An 18417-nucleotide genomic window follows, 5' to 3' on the forward strand; every position below is an offset into this window, starting at 1 on the left:
TGGCGCAGGGCGGGCTCGTCATCCACGCCCAGATAAATCGGTTCGGGGTCATCCAGATTGAACAAGTGGGTCAGCAGGCCCACGCAGTCATCGCGGTGGATGCGGTTGGTCCAGACCGGCGCTTCGTGCTGACCACGCACGCCCTCGCGCACCTTGCGCAGGTGGTACTCGCGGCCCGGGCCATAAATGCCGCCAAAGCGCACGACCACGCCGGGAAAGGGACTGTCGGCCAGCAACTGCTCGGCTTCCCGCAGGGCGCGCCCGGAGAACCGGGTGGGTTCGGTGGGGCTGGTCTCGTCCACCCAGCGGCCGTCGTCGGCGCCGTAGACCGAGGTGCTGGAGACGAATACAACGCGGCGCGGCTGCTGGCTGGCCCGTTCCAGGGCGGTCAGGGTGTTGCGCAGGCCGTCAACATAGGCGCGACGATAGGCGGGCTCGGTGAACTCGCCCGGGGTGGCGATGAAATAAACGGTGTCGAGCGCCGGTGGCACTTCCGGCAAGCCGTCCGCGACGCCGAAGTCGCCGGCCAGGGGCTGGATCGGCTTGGGGATGTGCTCCGGCCGGCGGCGCAGGCCCCAGACGGAGTGTCCGCCGTGGGCAAGTTGCTGGCCAACGGCACCGCCGAGATCGCCGCAGCCCATGATCAGGATGTTGGCCATTGTTCCCTCCGGGATCGTGATTCGCACGCTACCGATTTCGCTGGCGAAAGACCAGTGCCAAAGTGAGGGTTCGACCGTGGGCGATAGCTCGGGCATGCTGACTGGAACGCAGATGAACGGGAGATGGGGCTTGGGCAAGGCGAGCCGAAAGAAGGTCGATACGTGTGCCTGCGGGTCCGGGCAGGACCGTGCCGCCTGCTGTGGGCCGTATCTGGATGGTACGGCCTCGGCGCCCACGGCGGAGGCGCTGATGCGCTCGCGTTATGCCGCGTTTGTGGAAGGGCGTGAGGACTATCTGCTGGCGACCTGGGCGGCCGCGACACGCCCGGCATCCATGGAGCTGGCCCCGGAACAGCGCTGGCTGGGGCTCGCGATACGTGCGACCGAGGCGGGTGGGCCGGACGACGAGACAGGCTGGGTCGAGTTCATTGCCCGGTCACGGGTGCGCGGTCAGGGCGTACGCCTGCACGAGCGCAGTCGTTTTCGCCGCGAAGACGGGCGCTGGGTGTATGTCAACGGGGAGTTTCCGGGCGCATGACAGCCGCTTCGGATGCGGTCGCCTCGCCGGTCCATCCGGCATTGCTGGAACGGGTGCTGGAGTGCCTGCGCGCGCAGTCGGACGGGCTGACCGAGCACGCCCTGATCACGCAGTTGCGCGACGCGGGCGTGGAGCCGTTTGCCGGGGCCCGGCTGCAGGAGCCCTTGAGCCTGTTTCGGGCGCACTTTGTGCTGTTCCACTGCCTCTACCGGCTGCGCGACCGCCTTGCGGAGGGCGGCGAAGGCTTGCGTATCCACTGCCTGGATATCGGGGTCGAGCCGCTGCGGGAAGGTGGCGCGGTGGATGGGCTTCTGGCGATGCACGATCCGTTGCGCGCCTATTACCTTGACCTGGCGCAGCTGGAAACCATGGATGCGGCGGCGGTGGAGGCGCTTCTGGGTGAGTTCTGGTCGCAGCTGGGGCGTGACCAGCAACGCGAGCAGGCGCTGGAGGTGCTGGAGCTTGCGGACCCGGTGGATGCGGATACGATCCGCCGACAGTACCGCCGGATGGCGCAGCGCCACCACCCGGACCGGGGTGGCGACACGGCCAAACTGCAGCGGATCAACGCGGCCCGCTGGATCCTGCTGGTCCGGGGCTGAGGTTCAGTCGTCCGAGTCCGACATGGTGGTCACGAAGGCCTGTTCCACGGTGAAGGTACCCACGCCCTTGTAGTTGGTCTGGGTCCAGCCGTGTTCGGTCAGCCACTCGCTCATCTCGCGGTTCATCGCCGGGTTGCCGCACAGCATTACGCGGTCGTGTTCCGGATCCGCGGGCGGCAAATCGAGGATGCGGCTTAGCTCGCCGGAGCGGAACATGTCAGCGCCACGCTGGTTGTTGTCGTAGGGCTGCTGCGCGATCGGGCAGGCGAAGTCGTGGTTCTCGCGGGTCACGGTCGGCACGTAGCGCAGGCGGTCGCTGATGCGCGACTCGATCTCCTGGCGGTAGGCCAGTTCCTCGACGGTACGAACGCTGTGTACCAGCACTGCATTGTCGAAGTGCTCGAACAGCTCCGGGCTGCGGATCAGCGAGATGAACGGGGCGAGCCCCGTGCCGGTGGCCAGCATGTACAGGGTGCGACCCGGCTGCACGTAGTCGAAGGTGAGCGAGCCGGTGACCTTGGTGTTGATCCAGATCGAATCACCCGGTCCAGCCTCGGCCAGGCGGCTGGTCAGGGCGCCATCCGGCACGTGGATGCTCAGGAACTCCAGTTCCTCGGCCTCGGGTTCGGAGACGATCGAATACGCACGCGGGATCAGCTTGCCCTCGGGGCGCAGCCCCAGGGTCACGAACTGCCCGTTCTTGAATTCCAGACCCTCCGGGCGCGTGGTGGTGAAGCTGAAGGTCTTGTCCGACCAGCGGCGCGTGGAGGTGATGCGTTGTTCCGAATACGGCATAAGTGCGTGGTTTTCCGATTATTGTTCGGTCCTACGCTAGCAAGTCCTGGTGCCGGGTGCGAAAGCGCCGGCAAAAACCAAGGAAAACACTCGGAAATGGGTACCGCTCGTCAGTGGACGTTGCTGTCGATGGGCGTGAGGTGTTGCTCCAGCGGTGCCGGTTCCGACAGGTAGAAGCCCTGCACGAAGTCCAGGCCGATCTCTCGCAGGCGGTCCATGGTCGCGGCTGATTCGACACACTCGGCGATGGTGCGCAGGCCGAGGACATGACCCACGCGATGAATGGCCGTGACCATGGCCGAGTCCACCGCGTTGTGGGCAATATCGCGCACGAAGCTACCGTCGACCTTGATAAAGTCCACCGGCAGGTTCTTCAAGTACCCGAATGACGACAGACCGCTGCCGAAGTCGTCCAGGGAGAAACGACAGCCCATGTAGCGCAGGGTGCGGATCAGGCTCTGGGCACGTTCGTGGTGGCTGATGGCTGCGGTCTCGGTGATCTCGAAGATGATGCAGCGCGGCGGGATCGCGTAGTGCTGCAGGCGCTCGGTGACGAACTCCAGCATGCTCTCCTGCGCCAGCGACTGGCCCGAGAGGTTGATCGCCAGGGTGGGGTCGCAGTGGGAGGGGTTCTCGCGCGGCGCACGATGCCGGGCGAGCATGGCGAAGGCGTTGTCGATGATGTGGCGGTCGATATCCGGCATCAGGTGGTAGCGCTCCGCGGCCGGGATGAAGCTGCCCGGCGGGATCAGCCGGCCATCCTCGTCGCGCAGGCGCATCAACACCTCGACATGGGCAAGGTCCGGGTCGACCGGGCCCAGCGGGTGGACGGCCTGGCCGAACAGCGCGAAGCGCCCTTCCTCCAGCGCCGAGCGGATGCGGCCGACCCATTCCATCTCCCCGCGTCGGCGGCGCAGGGCCTGGTCGCTGGGCTGCCAGACGTAGACCTGGTTGCGGCCGTTTTCCTTGGCGGCGTAGCAGGCGGAGTCCGCCTGGCTGAGGATCTCGGGCAGGGTCTGTTCCGGGCCGCTGACCGGCACCAGACCGATGCTGACGCCGACATCGAAACGCCGGCCCTCCCATGCGAAGCGCAGGGACTGCACGGTCTCCAGCATCTTCCGGGCAATCGCCTCGGCGCGTTCGGGCGGGCAGTGGTACAGCAGCACGCCGAATTCGTCGCCACCCAGGCGAGCCAGGGTGTCGTTCTCGCGGATCCGGTACAGCAGGCGCTCGGAGAGTTCCCGCAGGAGCTCGTCGCCGGCCTGGTGACCGCAGGTGTCGTTGATGATCTTGAACTGGTCGAGGTCCATGTAGAACACCGCATGCGGCGTCTCGCCCTCCTCTTGGGTGTGCAGGGCCTGGTCCAGCCGCCGCTCGAATTCGCGGCGGTTGCACAGGCCGGTGAGGTCGTCATGGGTCGCCTGATGGTTAAGCTGCTGGGTCATCTGCCACAGCTCGGTGTGGTCGTGCAGCACGACCACCACACCCTGGGCCTCGCGGTTCGGGCGTTGCAGGGGCGAGGCCAGCATGCGCACCACGCGGGTTTCGCCGTCGGCGCGATGCAGTATGTGTTCGGGTGATTCCACGGTACCGCCCAGGTTTAGGCAGTGTTCCACCGGGCGGAGCACGCTGGTCCCCGTCCGGGTGTCTTCCAGGTCCAGCAGTTCGTCCACCAGGCGGAGCACGCTGGTCCCCGTCCGGGTGTCTTCCAGGTCCAGCAGTTCGTCCACCAGGCGGCCCTGGGCGCTGGTGGCATCCAGCCCCAGCAGTACTTGGGCGGCGGGATTCAGGTAGGTCAGGCGCCCGTGGGTGTCTGCGGTGATGACCCCGTCGCTGATCGATTGTAGCGTGGTTAGCAGGCGGTCCCGTTCGGCACCCGTGGCGGCCTCCGCGGCCCGCAGCGAGGTGACGTCCCAGGCCACGCCGAGTACGCCTGGGCGGCTGGATTCGCCATCGGTCAGCGGCATCCATGAGACGCGTAGATGGGTGTCACCAATACGGACCTCGTCGTCGAAGCTATCACCCCTCAGAGCGCGTTCCACGGCATCGATCACGTTGGGCTGGTCGGCGTAGACTTCCCGGGCGTCGCGGCCCAGGACATCGCCTGGCTTTAATCCCAGGGTCCGGAGGCCGGCTCCCTCCGATAGCGTGAAGCAGCCTTCAGCATCTAGCGCGAACAGGATCAGCGGGGCATGGCGAATGGTCGCGCCCAGCTGGGTCTCCAGGCTCTTCAGCGCCTGCTCCGACTGACGCTCGCGGGTGATGTCGCGCACGGTCGCGAAGACCTCGAGCTCGCCGTCCGTGCGGATCGCGTTGATGTGCACCTCGGCCGGGAATTCACCGCCGTCACGGCGCCGGTAGCGGCTCTCGAAGTGCGCGGGGAGGCGCTGTTCGGGTTTGGAGTGCGCCTGGTCCACGTCGTCCTGAGTGGCCTGCAGGTCCAGCTCGGTGATGTGCACGCCGCCGGTCAGTTCGGCGCTGGTATAGCCCAGCAGTTCGCAGGCGGCATAGTTGGCCGCGACGATCCCGCCCTTGCGGTCGAGGACCAGATGAGCCTCGGGCGCCTGTTCAAAGATCCGCTGATAGCGCGTGGTGTCCGGGTGATCGGGCATGGCGGCGGGCTGAACCTTTGGTGGCGGGCCGGGCCCCGCATCGGGGCGCGATTCGGCACCGGAGTGTCGCCGGTCGCGCCGGCACTGGCAACCTTGGGAGGTGCGGATTTGCCTCTTCCGGGGCGGTTTTTGCTTGCCCGGCTTACCCGGGCGCTTGGGTGAGCCGGGACAGGTTTTCCGTGGACAGGGGAGCGCTGTGCGGGGGATTGCGCAGTTGTTCGCGCGCCCAGGCGGCGTGTTCGCGCACCAGCTCGGAAGGGTGCTCGGCGCGGGCGGCCAGGGCCGCGTCCGCCTCGGGTGTGGCCGGACCGTTGCCGAGGGCCACAGCGAGGTTGCGCAGCCACTGCGCATGGCCGATTCGGCGAATGGCCATGCCCTCGGTGCGGGCGAGGAAGGTTGCCTCGTCCCAGGCGAACAGCTCGATCAGGCTGGCGCTATCCAGACCGTGGCGGGCGATGAAGTCGGGTTCCGCCGTGACCTCGGCAAAGCGGTTCCAGGGGCAGACCAGCTGGCAGTCGTCGCAGCCGTAGATGCGGTTGCCGATCAGCGGGCGCAGGTCCTCGGGGATCGCACCCTTCAGTTCGATGGTCAGATACGAGATGCAGCGGCGGGCGTCCAGGTCGTACGGCCCGCGGAAGGCCCGGGTCGGACAGACATCGAGACAGGCGGTGCACTGGCCGCAGTGCTCGTCCACGGGTTCATCCAGTGGCAGTGGCAGGTCGGTAAACAACTCGCCGAGGAAGAACCAGGAGCCGCTCTCGCGCGCCAGCAGATTGGTGTTCTTGCCAATCCAGCCCAGCCCGGCGCGGGCGGCCAGGGCCTTTTCCAGGATTGGCGCGCTATCGGTGAAGGCGCGATAACCGAACGGCCCGACCTCCGCCTCGATCCGGCGCGCGAGGGTGGTCAGGCGCTTGCGCAGCAGCTTGTGGTAGTCGCGGCCCAGGGCATAGCGCGAGACATAGGCGTGATCGCGTTCGGCCAGCTGGATCGCCGGGCGCCGGGTGGCCGGCGGGAAGTAGTCCATGCGCACGCTGATGATGCGCTGCACGCCGGGCACCAGGGCATCCGGGGCGTGGCGCAGGGGGGCGCGGTCGGCCATCCAGTCCATGTCGCCGTGCGAGCCCTGGGCCAGCCAGTCGTCCAGATGCCGGCGATCGGCCTCGGGCACCTCGGCGGGGGCGATGCGCACGGCCTGGAAGCCGAGCTCGCGTCCCCAGTCGCGGATGCGTTCGGCAAGCTCGGTGGATTGGCGTGGATCGAGGCGCTGAGGCACGATTTCGGCTTCCGCGACGGAGGTGATGGCGTGAATCATGAACCCGACCCACAAGCATTGACCAGCGCACTGTTCGATAACGCGGGCATGCGGGCCCTGGATGCTGCCGGCCTGGCCCTGCCGGGGATGGCTCCGGGCGAGCTGATGGAGCGTGCCGGGCAGGCCCTGCTGGCGGTGGTGCGCCGCGACTGGCCGCAGGCCCGCCGCATCGGGATCCTGTGCGGGCCCGGCAACAACGGCGGGGACGGCTACGTGCTCGCGCGGCGGGCCGCCGAGGCCGGGCTGGAGGTCCGGGTTCATGGCGGCCCTTCGCGGGCGCGCCCCGAGTCCGATGGTCGCCACGCCCACCGGCGCTGGCAGGCGGGCGGCGGTGAGGTGCATGCGCTGGAAAACTTCGAACCAGCGGCCGCGGACCTGTGGGTGGATTGCCTGTTCGGGATCGGCCTGGAGCGGCCGCTGACCGATGCCTACGGCGCGGTGATCGAGTCGCTGAACGCAAGTGGGCGGCCGGTGCTGGCGGCCGATGTGCCCTCGGGCGTGGATATCGATCGCGGCCGGGTCCTGGGGGAGGCGGTCCGGGCCAGTCACACCCTGACCATGATCGCCGACAAGCTGGGCCTGCATACCGGGGCCGCGGTCGACCGGGTTGGTCGGGTGGAGGTGGCCCCGCTCGATCTCCCTGCCTCGGTGACCCATGGCATCGCGCCGGTTGCGCGTCGGATCGGGCCAGCGGACTGGCGGCAGCGCCTGCCGGTGCGGCGCCCGGGGGCGCACAAGGGCGACTGTGGGCATGTGCTGATCGTGGGCGGCGCGCCCGGCTACTCGGGGGCCGCGCGGCTGGCGGCGACGGCCGCCCTGCGCGCCGGGGCCGGCCGTGTGACCCTGGCCACGCACCCCGAACACGCGGCCTGGGCGAACCTGGAACGACCCGAGTTGATGGTGCGTGGCGTGGCGGACGCCAGCGAGTTGCAGGCCCTGATGCGTCGCGTCGATGTCGTCGCGGTGGGGCCGGGACTGGGACAGGACGCCTGGGGTCGTGGCCTGTGGCTGGCGGTGGCGGATGCCGACCTGCCCCGGGTGGTGGATGCCGATGCCCTGAACCTGCTGGCCGAGGCCCCGCGTCGGGGCGAGGACTGGGTGCTGACCCCGCACCCAGGCGAGGCTGCCCGTCTGCAGGGGCAGGACGTGGCCACCATCGAGGCCGATCGCCCCGGGCAGGTGCGGGCGCTGGCCGCGCGCCTGGGTGGAGTGGCGTTGCTGAAGGGGGCGGGCACGCTGGTCGCCAGTTCGGGTGCGGAGCCGCTGGCCTGTGTCACCGGCGGCCACCCCGGTATGGCCACCGCCGGTAGCGGGGACGTGCTGACCGGCATCATCGCGGCGCTGCGCGGGCAGGGCGCGGATGCGCGCAGCGCCGCGGAGATCGGGGCCGCCTGGCACTGCGCCGCAGCCTGCATCGCGCGTGATCGCCTGGGCGGGGCGCGCGGGATGCTGGCCGGGGATCTGGCCGAAGCCCTGCCGGCCGCGGCCGGGGGTGGGGCATGACGGTAGCAGCGCCCCCTCTGATCCTCCCGCACCTGGAGGCGACCGAGGCGGCCGGGGCCGCGTTGGCGGCGCTCGACGCCCCGCATATCGTGTTCCTGGAGGGTGATTTGGGTGTCGGCAAGACCACCTGGGTTCGGGGTCTGCTGCGCCGGCTCGGGCATGAAGGCGCGGTCCGCAGTCCGACCTACACCCTGGTGGAGCCGTATGCGCTGGCGGGGCGCGAGGTCCTGCACTTCGACCTTTATCGCCTGGGTGATCCCGAAGAACTCGAGTACCTGGGGGTGCGCGAGGCCTTCGGGGGCGATGTCCTGTGGCTGGTGGAGTGGCCGGAGCGCGGTGCGGGCTGGCTGCCGGCGCCGGATCTGGTGGTGCGCCTGGCGCATCGCGAGGGCACAGCCGAAGGCCGGGAGCTGTGGCTGGAGGGGCCGCTGGCGGCGGCCTACCACCGGGTGCTTCGGGACCAGGAGATCGTGACAGGGTGACACGCCGGGGCTGCCCCGCAGTTGGCCCGCCACGCGCACAATGCGCGATATCTCGCTCATAAAGAAAGAAAATTGCTATTGCTTTTCCAGAAAAAGCGTCCACAATGTAGTCAGAACCCCTGATTACAAAGGGAAACGCCGTGGGCCAATCAACATCGCCGGATCTGCGCCGCCGCCAGCTGCTGCGCGCCATGACTGCCCTCGGGCTGGTCGGGATGCCTTTGCCGGCCCTGGCTCGCACGGACGTCCGGCGCGTGCGTATGTCCGTGGATGGCGGAACCACCCGTCTGGTCTTCGACATGGACGGCGAGGCGGAATACTCCATGTTTCACCTGCAGTCTCCCGACCGCCTGGTGGTGGATCTGGAGAACGCGCGGGCCGTGGAAGACCTGACCATCAGCGATAACCCGCGCTCGGCGATCAAGGCCGTGCGCCATGCCGCACGCAATGGCTCCGATCTGCGCGTGGTGTTCGACCTGCGCAAGCCGGTGGAGCCGAGCAGTTTCGTGCTGATGCCGGCACAGGGTGCGCCGCACCGCCTGGTCCTGGATCTGGCCAGCGGCGAGGCACCCGCCGCGCCGCGCTCGGCGGAGAACAACGGCTCCCGCCGTGGGCGCTCGCAGGAGGACCTGCGCGATGTCGTGGTCGCCATCGATGCCGGTCATGGTGGGCATGATCCGGGTGCCATCGGCCCCGCCGGCACCCGCGAGAAGGACGTGGTCCTGCAGATCTCGAAGCGTCTGGCCGATCGCGTGAACAGCGAGCACGGCATGAAGGCCGTGATGACCCGCAGTGGAGACTATTTCCTGCCCCTGCGCGAGCGCATCGAACGGGCGCGCAAGGCGGACGCCGATATCTTCGTGTCCATCCACGCCGACGCGATCGCCAATCGCAGTGTCCAGGGTTCGTCGGTGTACATGCTGTCCGAGCGCGGGGCCTCCAGCGAGGCGGCGCGCTTCCTCGCCCAGCGCGAGAACCAGGCGGATCTGAGCCTGGGCGGGGTGCCGATCAACGGCAAGGACGATTCCCTGACCAACGTGCTGCTGGATCTGGCCCAGAGCGGGAGCCTGGAGGCCAGCAACACCCTGGCCGAGCGGATGATCGCGGAGCTCCACCGGGTGGGCAAGGTGCGCAAGCCGGAGGTGGAGCGCGCCAACTTTGCGGTCCTGCGCTCGCCGGATGTGCCGTCGGTCCTGGTCGAGGCGGCCTTCATCTCCAATCCCTCCGAGGAGCGCAAGCTGCGCAGCACGACCTTCCAGAACTCGCTGGCGGACGCCCTGCTGACCGGGCTGCGGTCGTACTTCTCCACCCATGCCCGTCCGGGCACGCTGATCGCCGACGGCCAGCCCGACCAGCACATCATCCGCCCGGGCGAGACCCTCTCCGGGATTGCCGATCGCTATCGCCTGTCGCTGGCGGACCTGCGTTCGGCCAACGATGTCCGTGACGACCGCATTTACGCCGGCCAGGTCCTGCGTATCCCCCGCGACTCCTGAGCCCGGCGCCTCCGGGCAGCCCGTCACGTCTTGCAGGCGTTGTTCGGCCGCCGGCTAGGCACTCCGGCGCTGCCCCGGTTAGGCTAGGCACCCGGTTCTCGTCTCTCCCAGGTGTCGCGCGTGGCGATCGCAAAGCTCTCCGAACAACTGATCAATCAGATCGCCGCCGGCGAGGTGATCGAGCGTCCGGCCTCGGTGGTCAAGGAACTGCTGGAGAACGCCCTGGATGCCGGGGCGACGCGGGTGGATGTGCGTCTGGAGCAAGGTGGCGTCCGCCTGATCCAGATCAGCGACAACGGCAGCGGCATCTATCGTGACGAGATGCCGCTGGCCCTGTCGCGCCACGCCACCAGCAAGATCGCCTGCATGGACGATCTCGAGGCGTTGCATACCCTGGGCTTTCGCGGCGAGGCCCTGCCCTCGATCGCCTCCGTCTCGCGGCTGTCGCTGACCTCCATGGTGGCGGACGAGCGCAACGGCTGGCGCCTGACCGGGGATGGCTCCGATATCTTCCGCGAGGCCGCCCCGGCGTCGCATCCGGTGGGCACGACCGTCGAGGTCCGCGACCTGTTCTTCAACGTCCCGGCGCGGCGCAAGTTCGTGCGTACCGAACGCACCGAATACAACCACTGCGAGAACGTCATCCGCACCCAGGCGGCCGCCTGTCCCGAGGTCGCCTTCAGCCTGCGCCACAATGACCGCGTCACCCTGGACCTGCCGGCGGCCGACGACCCCGGCGAGCGGGTGCGGGCGCTGCTGGGTGATGCCTTCCTGGAGCATGCGACTCCGGTGGACGAACAGCGCGCCGGGCTGGCGCTGTCCGGCTGGTTGGGCTCGCCAACCCAGTCGCGCGCCCAGCCCGATCAGCAATTCTTCTTCGTCAACGGCCGCGCGATCCGTGACCGCGTGCTGGCCGCGGCCGTGCGCAAGGCCTATCAGGACGTGCTCTACCACGGGCGGCATCCGATGTTCGTGCTGGACCTGGAGCTGGATCCGACCCAGGTGGATGTGAACGCGCATCCGACCAAGCAGGAGGTGCGCTTTCGCGAGTCGCGCATGGTTCACGACTTCATCTTCCACAGCCTGCACAAGGCGCTTGCCGCGTTGCGTCCGGGGGATTCCGGGCATGCCGCGGCGGTACCCGACATGGGTGCGCCGGCCCCCTCCGGTCGCCCCATGCCCATGCCGGCGCAGGCGGATCGCCCGCTGTCCGGGCTGGGTGTGCCGGGTGCGGGCGGTGGGTATGCGCCCCCTCGCGAACCGCGACTTGAGCCGGTCGGGCGCGATCCAGGCTTTGGTGCGGCCTGGGCCGAGTTCCGCGGGACGTCTGCGGTGGCCGAGGTGCGGCCCGCCGCTTATGACACCCCGATGCCATCCGCCACGTCCGGTGCGCCCGCAGCGGACCCGGACGGCATGCCGCCCCTGGGGTTTGCCCTGGGGCAGGTAGCCGAGACCTTCATCCTGTCCGAGAGCCCCCGCGGCCTGATCGTGGTGGACATGCACGCGGCCCACGAGCGCATCACCTATGAACGTCTGAAGCGCGAATGGGAGGGGGCACGGGTGACCTCGCAGCCGCTGCTGGTGCCGGAGACCCTGGACGTCACCCCGGCCGAGGCCGAACTGGCCGAGGAACGCGCGGACCTGCTTGGGGAACTCGGCTTCGAGCTCGACCGCGCCGGCCCCGAGACGCTGACCCTGCGCGCGGCGCCTGCGTTGCTGCGTGGCCAGGACACCGCGCAGCTCGTGCGCGATGTCCTGGCGGACCTCGCCGCCGATGGCTACAGCCATCGGGCCGAGGGGGCGATGAACGCGGTACTGGGAACGATCGCCTGCCACGGTTCCGTGCGTTCGGGGCGACGCCTGACCCTGCCCGAGATGAACCAGTTGCTGCGCGACATGGAGGCCACCGAACGTTCCGGCCAGTGCAACCACGGGCGCCCGACCTGGGTGGAGCTGGACCACTCGGCGCTGGACCGGCTGTTCCTGCGAGGACGCTGATGGCCGGACTGGATGGGGACCGGCCGCCGGTCATCCTGCTGGCCGGTCCCACCGCGAGCGGCAAGACCGCGCTGTCGCTGGCGCTGGCCGAGGCCCTGGACGCGGAGATCGTCAGCGTGGATTCCGCGCTGGTCTATCGCGGCATGGATATCGGCACCGCCAAGCCGGACGCCGCCGAGCGTGCCCGCGCCCCGCATCACCTGCTGGATATCCGCGACCCGGAGGACACCTACAACGCCTCCGACTTTGCCCGCGATGCCCGCGCCGCGATCGATGCCATTCATGCCCGCGGCCGGGTCGCCCTGCTGGCGGGCGGCACGCTGCTCTACCTGCGCGCCCTGCTGGACGGCTTCGATCCGATCCCGCCGGTACCGGATGCGGTCCGCGAGTCCGTGCGTGCCCGTCTGGAACACGAGGGCGCCGTGGCCCTCCATGCCGAGCTGGCCACCGTGGACCCGGAGGCCGCCGCGCGCATCCACCCGAACGACCCGCAACGCATCCTGCGCGCCCTGGAGGTGTACGCGGCCAGTGGTCAGCCATTGTCGGGCTTCCAGAGTGGCGCGGCCGCGACGGTCCCGGCTGGCTGGGTGTCGCTGGCCCTGTGGCCGGCGGATCGCGAGCGCCTGCGCACCCGCATCGCCGACCGCTTCGATGCGATGCTGGAGGCCGGTTTCGTCGACGAACTGATGACCCTGACCCGTCGCCCCGGCCTGACCGCGGAGCACCCGTCGCAGCGGGCGGTGGGGTATCGTCAGGGCTGGCAGTGGCTGGCCGGCGAATGCGACTTTGCGACCTTTCGCGAGCGGGCCATCGCCGCGACTCGCCAGCTCGCAAAACGCCAGCTCACCGGGCTGCGGCGCTTCCCCCTGCATGCCCGGTTGAACGCCGAGGACGCGGATCTGTCGCAGGCTCTGCGGGCAATCCAGGCTGCACGGATAGCGGCCCCCGCAGCGGCGACGTCCGAATAACGCCCGGTGTACGCCTGGAACGGCGCCGCGAAGCCGGTATGCTACGCTTCAACCTGACCGTGCGGCGGGCCGAACTCGAGCCGCCGGCGCGGGTCGCGAACCAATAATAACGATCAAGGAACGCACCGATGGCCAAAGGGCAAACGTTGCAGGAACCCTTCCTGAATGCGCTGCGTCGGGACCGGATCCCGGTCTCCATCTACCTGGTGAACGGGATCAAGCTGCAGGGGCAGATCGAATCCTTCGACCAGTTCGTGGTGCTGTTGCGCAGTACGGTCTCGCAGATGGTCTACAAGCACGCCATCTCCACGATCGTGCCGGCCCGTCAGGTGAACATGAATCTCGAGGGCGAGGCAGCGGCTCCCGCCTCCGCCGAGGCCGAGTCCTGAACATGAGTGGAGGTCTCTGCCAGCTTGTTTGAGCGTCCGGAGAGTGCCGGCGACGAGCGCGTCGGCAATGGTGCGGTCCTGGTCGCGCTGAATGTCGGGGACAACCCCGATATCGAGGCCCAGGTCCAGGAATTCGACGAGCTCGTGCGCTCCGCCGGGGCCGAGATCATGGCGGTGGTGCGCGGCTCGCGCGACCGGCCGCACCCCAAGCTGTTCGTCGGCGCCGGCAAGGCCGACGAGATCCGGGATGCGGTGGAGGCGTCGGGTGCCGACGTGGTGATCTTCAATCACGCCCTGTCGCCCAGCCAGGAACGCAACCTCGAGGCCCACCTGAAGGCCCGGGTGCTGGATCGCTCCGGCTTGATCCTCGATATCTTCGCCCAGCGCGCCCGCTCCCACGAGGGCAAGCTGCAGGTGGAGCTGGCCCAGTTGCGCCATATGTCCACGCGCCTGGTGCGTGGCTGGACCCACCTCGAGCGGCAAAAGGGCGGGATCGGCCTGCGCGGTCCGGGGGAAACCCAGCTGGAGACCGACCGCCGCCTGCTGGCCGGGCGCATCAAGCACATCGAGCGGCGTCTGGAGAAGGTTGAACGCACCCGCGAACAGGGCCGTCAGGCGCGCCTGCGCAACGAGATCCCCACGGTCTCGCTGGTGGGCTACACCAACGCCGGCAAGTCGACCCTGTTCAATCGCCTCACGCATTCCGACGTCTACCAGGCGGATCAGCTGTTCGCGACCCTGGACCCGACCCTGCGCCGTCTGGACCTGGCCCCGCACCAGTCGCTGATCCTGGCCGACACCGTGGGCTTCGTGCGCGATCTGCCGCACGAGCTGGTCGCCGCGTTCAAGGCGACCCTGACCGAGACCCGCGAGGCGGCGCTGCTGCTGCACGTGATCGACGCCGCCGACCCGGAGCGCGAGGCGCGCATCCGCCAGGTCGAGGAGGTGCTCGAGGAGATCGGCGCCGAGGACGTCCCCTGCTGGCGGGTGTACAACAAGATCGACCAGCTGGAGAACCCGGCCGAGGACCCGGACGACCGTTTCGGCATGGCGGACGATGCCTTCTGGCTGTCGGCGCATACCGGCGAGGGTGTGGAGCGCCTGGAGCAGCGTCTGGCCGAGACCTTCACCGAGTCCATGACCCAGGGCTGGGTCGAGCTCCCGGCCTCGGCCGGGCGCCTGCGCGCCCAGCTCTACGAGGAGAAGGCCGTGGAGGCCGAGCAGACCACGCCGGATGGGTCGATCCAGTTGCGCCTGCATGTGCCGAAGCGGCGTTTCGAGCAGCTCTTCCGGGCGGCCGGGCTGGACCCCGAAACCGTCCGCCTGCAATCGGAAGCACCGGGGGCGGCGGCCGCCGACCACTGAAGCCGGCCGCGGCTCGCTTGCGCACGAAAAAGGCCCCGGGTTCAACCGGGGCCTTTTTCGTGGCGTCGATGTCGTCGCGGTTCAGGCGTCGCTCTGGGCGATCGCCTCTCCGTCGGCGCTGGCCAGGTACAGGGTCAGGGTCTCTCCGGCTCGGATGCCGTCGCCGTTCAGCCCGTTCCAGCGCCGCAGGTCGCCGATGCTGACCTGGTGGCGGCGAGCGATGGTCGACAGCGAGTCGCCGGGGCGGACCTCGTACTCGACGCGCTGGCCGTCGGGCCCACGGTCGGGATCGGCGCGCACCACCTTCAGGGTGTCGCCCGGGCGGAGGATCGCGTCCGGGTCCAGGCCGTTGGCGGCGCGCAGGGCGCCGATGGACATGCCGGTGCGCTGGCTGATGTGCCACAGGCTGTCGCCAGCCTGCACCTGATAGTCCTCCGCTAACTGGCTGTTGTCGTCGGCCACCTGCAGCGGAGCCTCTTCGCTCGGGGCGGAGGCCGGCAGGCGCAGGGTCTGACCGGCGCGGATCATGTCGTCGTCGAGGTTGTTCATGTCGCGCAGCACGGCGACGCGGGTGCCGGCGCGCTGGGCAATCTGGCCGAGGTTGTCGCCCGAGCGCACGGTGTATTCGCGGAACCGGAGCAGCGGTTCATCGTTGCGGGTCTCCAGTGCCGCCTCGAGGGTGGGCAGCGCCTCGCGCGGGACGAACAGGTGCTGGGCGCCGCCGGGGTGGGTGGCATGGCGGTGGTAGCCGGGGTTGAGCTGTTTGAGGGTCTCGGTATCCAGGTCGGCGAGCTCCGCGATTAGCGAGAAGTCCGCCTGCTGGCCGGGTTCGATCATCTCCAGCGCCGGTTCGTTGGCGATGGGCGCGATGGCGATGTTGTGGGCATCGGGGTCCAGGAACAGGTGGCGCAGGGCCAGCAGTCGCGGGATGTACGCGGTCGGCTCGGACGGCAGGTCCAGGCTCCAGTAGTCAGTGGGCTCGCCGCGGGCGGCATTGCGGTCGATCGCGCGCTGGATGTTGCCCTGGCCGTAGTTGTAAGCGGCCAGGGCCAGGTACCAGTCGTCGAAGCGTCGATGCAGCGCCTGGAGGTAGTCCAGCGCGGCGAGGGTGGATTTGTAGACGTCGCGGCGGCCGTCGTACCAGTGATCGCGCGACAGATCGAAATAGTCGCCGGTGGCGGGCATGAACTGCCAGATCCCCGCCGCGCGGCTGCGCGAGGTCGCCTGGGCGACGAAGCCGCTCTCCACGATCGGCAGCAGCAGGAGCTCGGCGGGCATGTCGCGCGCCTCGATCTCGGACAGGATGAAGTAGGCGAACGGCTCCGCGCGCCGGGTGCTGTACTCGATGATCCGTGGATGGTCACGGTAGTGCCTGATATAGCGATCCACGCGTTCGTGGTCCAGCGCGTCGTTGAAGCCGAAGCCCAGGCGCGCGCGCTCCCACAGGTCGTCGGTCTCGGCGGCACGTTGCGCGGCGTCGCGCTGCTGGCGTTCCATCGCGGCCTGCACGTCCTCGGTCGTGCGCGGTTCCACGATCGGCCGATCCGCCGCCGAGGTGTCCAGCGTGCGCTCGGAGTCGTGTAGGCTACAGGCAGAGGCGAAGATCGCCGTCAGGCCGAGAATCAGGGCGGTGGTCAGTCGTGTGCGGAGGCGTGGTGTCATGGCGCTGGAGGATAAACCAGAGATGGGGGATCACCAAGACCCATTCCTGACTTGGTTGGCGCACTGGTATGCCCAGCCGCAGGGGCGGAGGGTCCGCGAGCGCTTTCTGGAACGCATTCGGCGCTATGGCGATCCGGGCCCCGGGGGGCTGGCGGTGGAGCTGGCGCCGGTGCCGATCCTGGAGGACAGCGATGCCCTGCAGGCCCCGCTGATCCGGATCGCCTCGGCGCGCCCGGCGCTGCGCATGGACCCCGAGGCCTGGCCGCTGGAGTCCGGCTGTGCCGGGCGCATCGTGCTCGCCCATCCCTGCGCCCAGAGCGAGCAACCGGCGGCGGTGGTGGCCGAGGCGGCCCGGGTGCTGGAGCCCGAGGGACGGGTGTTTCTGCTGGAAGGCAACCGCCTGCAACGCGGTGGGCGCAACGGGGTGCGCGCCTCGCCTCTGCCCGAAGGCCTGCGGCGGCGCCAATATCGCGAGTTGCTGGAGGCGGCGGATCTCGAGGTGCTGGATCAGTGGAGCCTGAGCCTGCTCCCACCGGGGCTGCCCGCCGCCTGGCAGAAACGCCTGGCCACCATGGATGCCTGGACCCTGCGCGGTCTGCCGCCGCTGGCCAGCATGATCCTGACCGTGGCCCACAAGCGGGTGAACATGCCCCTGCGTCCGGAGCCGCGTTTCCGCTTCGCCATGCCCAACCCCGCGATGCGTCCGGGGCTGGTATCCTCGCGCTCCTCTCATTCTGGAGCCCGCCGAACGCATGGCTGACGAACGCGTGTACATCTATACCGACGGGGCCTGCCGCGGGAACCCCGGGCCGGGCGGTTGGGGCGCGATCCTGCGCTTCGACGGGCGCGAGCGCGAGCTCTACGGGGCCGAGGCCGAGACGACCAATAACCGCATGGAGATGACCGCGGCCATCCGCGCGCTGGAGACCCTGAAGCGCCCCTGCAAGGTGGAGCTGGTCACGGATTCCAAGTACGTGAAGCAGGGCGTGACCGAGTGGATGCCGGGCTGGAAGCGGCGCAACTGGAAGTCCGCCAGCGGCTCGCCGGTGAAGAACCGTGATCTCTGGGAGGAGCTGGATGCACAGGCCCAGCGCCACGACATCGAGTGGTACTGGGTACGGGGCCACAGCGGTCACCCGGAGAACGAGCGCGCCGACGAACTGGCCAATGCAGGCATTGATGCCCTGCTGGCCGGCGAACCGATCGAGAACTGAAGGAAACCACGATGCGTCAGATCGTGCTGGATACCGAGACCACGGGCCTGGACCCCTCCGACGGCCACCGCATTATCGAGATCGGCTGCCTGGAGCTGGACAACCGCCGCCCCACCGGGCGCAAGCTGCACGAGTTTCTGCAACCGGATCGCGAGATCGACGCCGGCGCGATCGCGGTGCACGGGATTACCAACGAATTTCTGGCTGACAAGCCTCGGTTCGCCGATGTCGTCGATGACTTTGTCGAATTCATTCGTGGGGCCGAACTGATCATTCACAACGCGCCCTTCGATGTCGGCTTCATCAACAACGAGCTGCGCCTGTTGGGCGATGTGGCGCCGGCGTCCGAGGTGGCCGAGGTCAGCACCGTGCTGGATTCGCTGGTGATGGCGCGGCGCATGCACCCGGGGGCGCGCAATTCCCTGGATGCCCTGTGCAAGCGCTACGAGGTGGACGGCTCCGGCCGCACCCTGCACGGGGCGCTGCTCGATGCCGAGCTGCTCGCGGATGTCTATCTGGCGATGACCGGCGGGCAGGTGGCGCTGACCCTGGATTCCGGAGGCGACGGCGATGCCGCAGCCGGCCCGGTCAAGGCGCGGCGCTCGGGCAAGCCGCTGCCGGTGATCGAGCCGACGCCCGAGGAGCAGGCGGCGCACGAGGCGCTGCTGCAGACCCTCGACGAGGCGGCCGGCGGCACCTGCCGCTGGCGCGCCAACGCTTGATCCTGGCGCCCGACGCGGGCTCCGCTCCTGCGTTTCGGTGCCTTCGGCCCGTCACCCTGCCTTGTTGTGGCTGGCCATAGTTCGGCGATCGGTGTTTACG

At 69.0% G+C, this 18417-nt stretch carries 17 protein-coding genes; 12 read left to right on the top strand and 5 right to left on the bottom strand.

The window, feature by feature from the left end; all coding sequences use genetic code 11:
• On the bottom strand, positions 1 to 659 hold a 659-nt coding region (locus tag B0684_RS13335), incomplete at its 3' end, for an NAD-dependent epimerase/dehydratase family protein (protein ID WP_077277053.1).
• A gap of 130 nt (positions 660 to 789) precedes the next feature.
• Between B0684_RS13335 and B0684_RS13340 the strand changes: the two genes are divergently transcribed.
• Both B0684_RS13340 and B0684_RS13345 read left to right on the top strand, forming a co-directional pair.
• Positions 790 to 1197 carry a YchJ family protein gene (locus B0684_RS13340; RefSeq protein WP_018649694.1) on the top strand — a complete coding sequence of 136 codons (408 nt, stop codon included), beginning with the start codon at positions 790 to 792 and terminating at the stop codon, positions 1195 to 1197.
• On the top strand, positions 1194 to 1799 hold the full coding sequence (locus B0684_RS13345) for a DNA-J related domain-containing protein (protein ID WP_018649695.1): 606 nt from the start codon (positions 1194 to 1196) through the stop codon (positions 1797 to 1799). Before B0684_RS13340 ends, B0684_RS13345 begins: the two co-directional genes overlap by 4 nt.
• Before the next feature lie 3 nt (positions 1800 to 1802).
• Here the strand turns inward: B0684_RS13345 and B0684_RS13350 are convergent, their stop codons facing one another.
• The 3 genes from B0684_RS13350 to queG all read right to left on the bottom strand — a co-directional run bounded on the left by B0684_RS13350 (position 1803) and on the right by queG (position 6518).
• Positions 1803 to 2594, bottom strand: a complete 792-nt coding sequence (locus B0684_RS13350) for a ferredoxin--NADP reductase (RefSeq protein ID WP_018168056.1) — start codon at positions 2592 to 2594, stop codon at positions 1803 to 1805.
• Between the two features lie 110 nt (positions 2595 to 2704).
• Positions 2705 to 5206, bottom strand: coding sequence for an EAL domain-containing protein (locus B0684_RS13355; RefSeq protein WP_018649696.1), 2502 nt, complete (start codon positions 5204 to 5206; stop codon positions 2705 to 2707).
• A gap of 142 nt (positions 5207 to 5348) precedes the next feature.
• The gene (gene queG / locus B0684_RS13360) at positions 5349 to 6518 is read right to left on the bottom strand and encodes a tRNA epoxyqueuosine(34) reductase QueG (RefSeq protein ID WP_018649697.1); all 1170 of its coding nucleotides are present in this window, start codon (positions 6516 to 6518) and stop codon (positions 5349 to 5351) included.
• An 18-nt stretch (positions 6519 to 6536) separates the two neighbouring features.
• Here queG and B0684_RS13365 point away from each other — a divergent pair, with 18 nt between their 5' ends.
• From B0684_RS13365 to hflX, 7 genes are all read left to right on the top strand, one after another.
• Positions 6537 to 8021 carry an NAD(P)H-hydrate dehydratase gene (locus tag B0684_RS13365; RefSeq protein WP_026313010.1) on the top strand — a complete coding sequence of 495 codons (1485 nt, stop codon included), beginning with the start codon at positions 6537 to 6539 and terminating at the stop codon, positions 8019 to 8021.
• The gene (tsaE, locus tag B0684_RS13370; protein WP_018649699.1) at positions 8018 to 8503 is read left to right on the top strand and encodes a tRNA (adenosine(37)-N6)-threonylcarbamoyltransferase complex ATPase subunit type 1 TsaE; all 486 of its coding nucleotides are present in this window, start codon (positions 8018 to 8020) and stop codon (positions 8501 to 8503) included. The genes B0684_RS13365 and tsaE overlap by 4 nt, the downstream gene beginning before the upstream one ends.
• A 191-nt stretch (positions 8504 to 8694) precedes the next feature.
• Entirely contained in the window at positions 8695 to 9999 is a 1305-nt protein-coding gene (locus B0684_RS13375; protein ID WP_047251974.1) for an N-acetylmuramoyl-L-alanine amidase, read from the top strand.
• A gap of 120 nt (positions 10000 to 10119) precedes the next feature.
• Positions 10120 to 11997, top strand: a complete 1878-nt coding sequence (mutL, locus tag B0684_RS13380; protein WP_018649701.1) for a DNA mismatch repair endonuclease MutL — start codon at positions 10120 to 10122, stop codon at positions 11995 to 11997.
• Complete coding sequence (gene miaA / locus B0684_RS13385) at positions 11997 to 12965, top strand: tRNA (adenosine(37)-N6)-dimethylallyltransferase MiaA (protein ID WP_018649702.1); 969 nt, start codon at positions 11997 to 11999, stop codon at positions 12963 to 12965. The genes mutL and miaA overlap by 1 nt, the downstream gene beginning before the upstream one ends.
• Positions 12966 to 13093: 128 nt before the next feature.
• A complete protein-coding gene (gene hfq, locus B0684_RS13390) occupies positions 13094 to 13354 on the top strand; it encodes an RNA chaperone Hfq (RefSeq protein ID WP_018168064.1) in 261 nt (86 codons plus the stop codon).
• Between the two features lie 24 nt (positions 13355 to 13378).
• Positions 13379 to 14719: a ribosome rescue GTPase HflX gene (hflX, locus tag B0684_RS13395; protein WP_018175823.1), complete on the top strand. Its 1341-nt coding sequence runs from the start codon at positions 13379 to 13381 to the stop codon at positions 14717 to 14719.
• 81 nt (positions 14720 to 14800) lie between these two features.
• On the opposite strand, the gene B0684_RS13400 is transcribed toward hflX, so the two are convergent.
• The gene (locus tag B0684_RS13400) at positions 14801 to 16381 is read right to left on the bottom strand and encodes a LysM peptidoglycan-binding domain-containing protein (protein ID WP_018649704.1); all 1581 of its coding nucleotides are present in this window, start codon (positions 16379 to 16381) and stop codon (positions 14801 to 14803) included.
• Here B0684_RS13400 and B0684_RS13405 point away from each other — a divergent pair.
• The 3 genes from B0684_RS13405 to dnaQ are packed head-to-tail and all read left to right on the top strand — an operon-like array spanning position 16380 to position 18317.
• A complete protein-coding gene (locus tag B0684_RS13405) occupies positions 16380 to 17141 on the top strand; it encodes a hypothetical protein (RefSeq protein WP_018168067.1) in 762 nt (253 codons plus the stop codon). The genes B0684_RS13400 and B0684_RS13405 overlap by 2 nt on opposite strands.
• Entirely contained in the window at positions 17134 to 17595 is a 462-nt protein-coding gene (gene rnhA, locus B0684_RS13410; RefSeq protein WP_018145389.1) for a ribonuclease HI, read from the top strand. Before B0684_RS13405 ends, rnhA begins: the two co-directional genes overlap by 8 nt.
• Positions 17596 to 17606: 11 nt before the next feature.
• Positions 17607 to 18317, top strand: coding sequence for a DNA polymerase III subunit epsilon (gene dnaQ, locus B0684_RS13415; RefSeq protein ID WP_018649705.1), 711 nt, complete (start codon positions 17607 to 17609; stop codon positions 18315 to 18317).
• Positions 18318 to 18417 lie beyond the last annotated feature (100 nt).

The sequence above is a fragment of the Thioalkalivibrio versutus genome, from assembly GCF_001999325.1.
GTDB lineage: Bacteria > Pseudomonadota > Gammaproteobacteria > Ectothiorhodospirales > Ectothiorhodospiraceae > Thioalkalivibrio > Thioalkalivibrio versutus.

Excerpts from the sequence above, each read along its gene's own strand:
- B0684_RS13345 (WP_018649695.1), top strand. The coding sequence starts at position 1,194 with ATGACAGCCGCTTCGGATGCGGTCGCCTCGCCGGTCCATCCGGCATTG.
- B0684_RS13350 (WP_018168056.1), bottom strand. The coding sequence starts at position 2,594 with ATGCCGTATTCGGAACAACGCATCACCTCCACGCGCCGCTGGTCGGAC.
- B0684_RS13355 (WP_018649696.1), bottom strand. The coding sequence starts at position 5,206 with ATGCCCGATCACCCGGACACCACGCGCTATCAGCGGATCTTTGAACAG.
- queG (WP_018649697.1), bottom strand. The coding sequence starts at position 6,518 with ATGATTCACGCCATCACCTCCGTCGCGGAAGCCGAAATCGTGCCTCAG.
- tsaE (WP_018649699.1), top strand. The coding sequence starts at position 8,018 with ATGACGGTAGCAGCGCCCCCTCTGATCCTCCCGCACCTGGAGGCGACC.
- B0684_RS13375 (WP_047251974.1), top strand. The coding sequence starts at position 8,695 with ATGACTGCCCTCGGGCTGGTCGGGATGCCTTTGCCGGCCCTGGCTCGC.
- miaA (WP_018649702.1), top strand. The coding sequence starts at position 11,997 with ATGGCCGGACTGGATGGGGACCGGCCGCCGGTCATCCTGCTGGCCGGT.
- hfq (WP_018168064.1), top strand. The coding sequence starts at position 13,094 with ATGGCCAAAGGGCAAACGTTGCAGGAACCCTTCCTGAATGCGCTGCGT.
- B0684_RS13405 (WP_018168067.1), top strand. The coding sequence starts at position 16,380 with ATGGCGCTGGAGGATAAACCAGAGATGGGGGATCACCAAGACCCATTC.
- B0684_RS13400 (WP_018649704.1), bottom strand. The coding sequence starts at position 16,381 with ATGACACCACGCCTCCGCACACGACTGACCACCGCCCTGATTCTCGGC.
- rnhA (WP_018145389.1), top strand. The coding sequence starts at position 17,134 with ATGGCTGACGAACGCGTGTACATCTATACCGACGGGGCCTGCCGCGGG.
- dnaQ (WP_018649705.1), top strand. The coding sequence starts at position 17,607 with ATGCGTCAGATCGTGCTGGATACCGAGACCACGGGCCTGGACCCCTCC.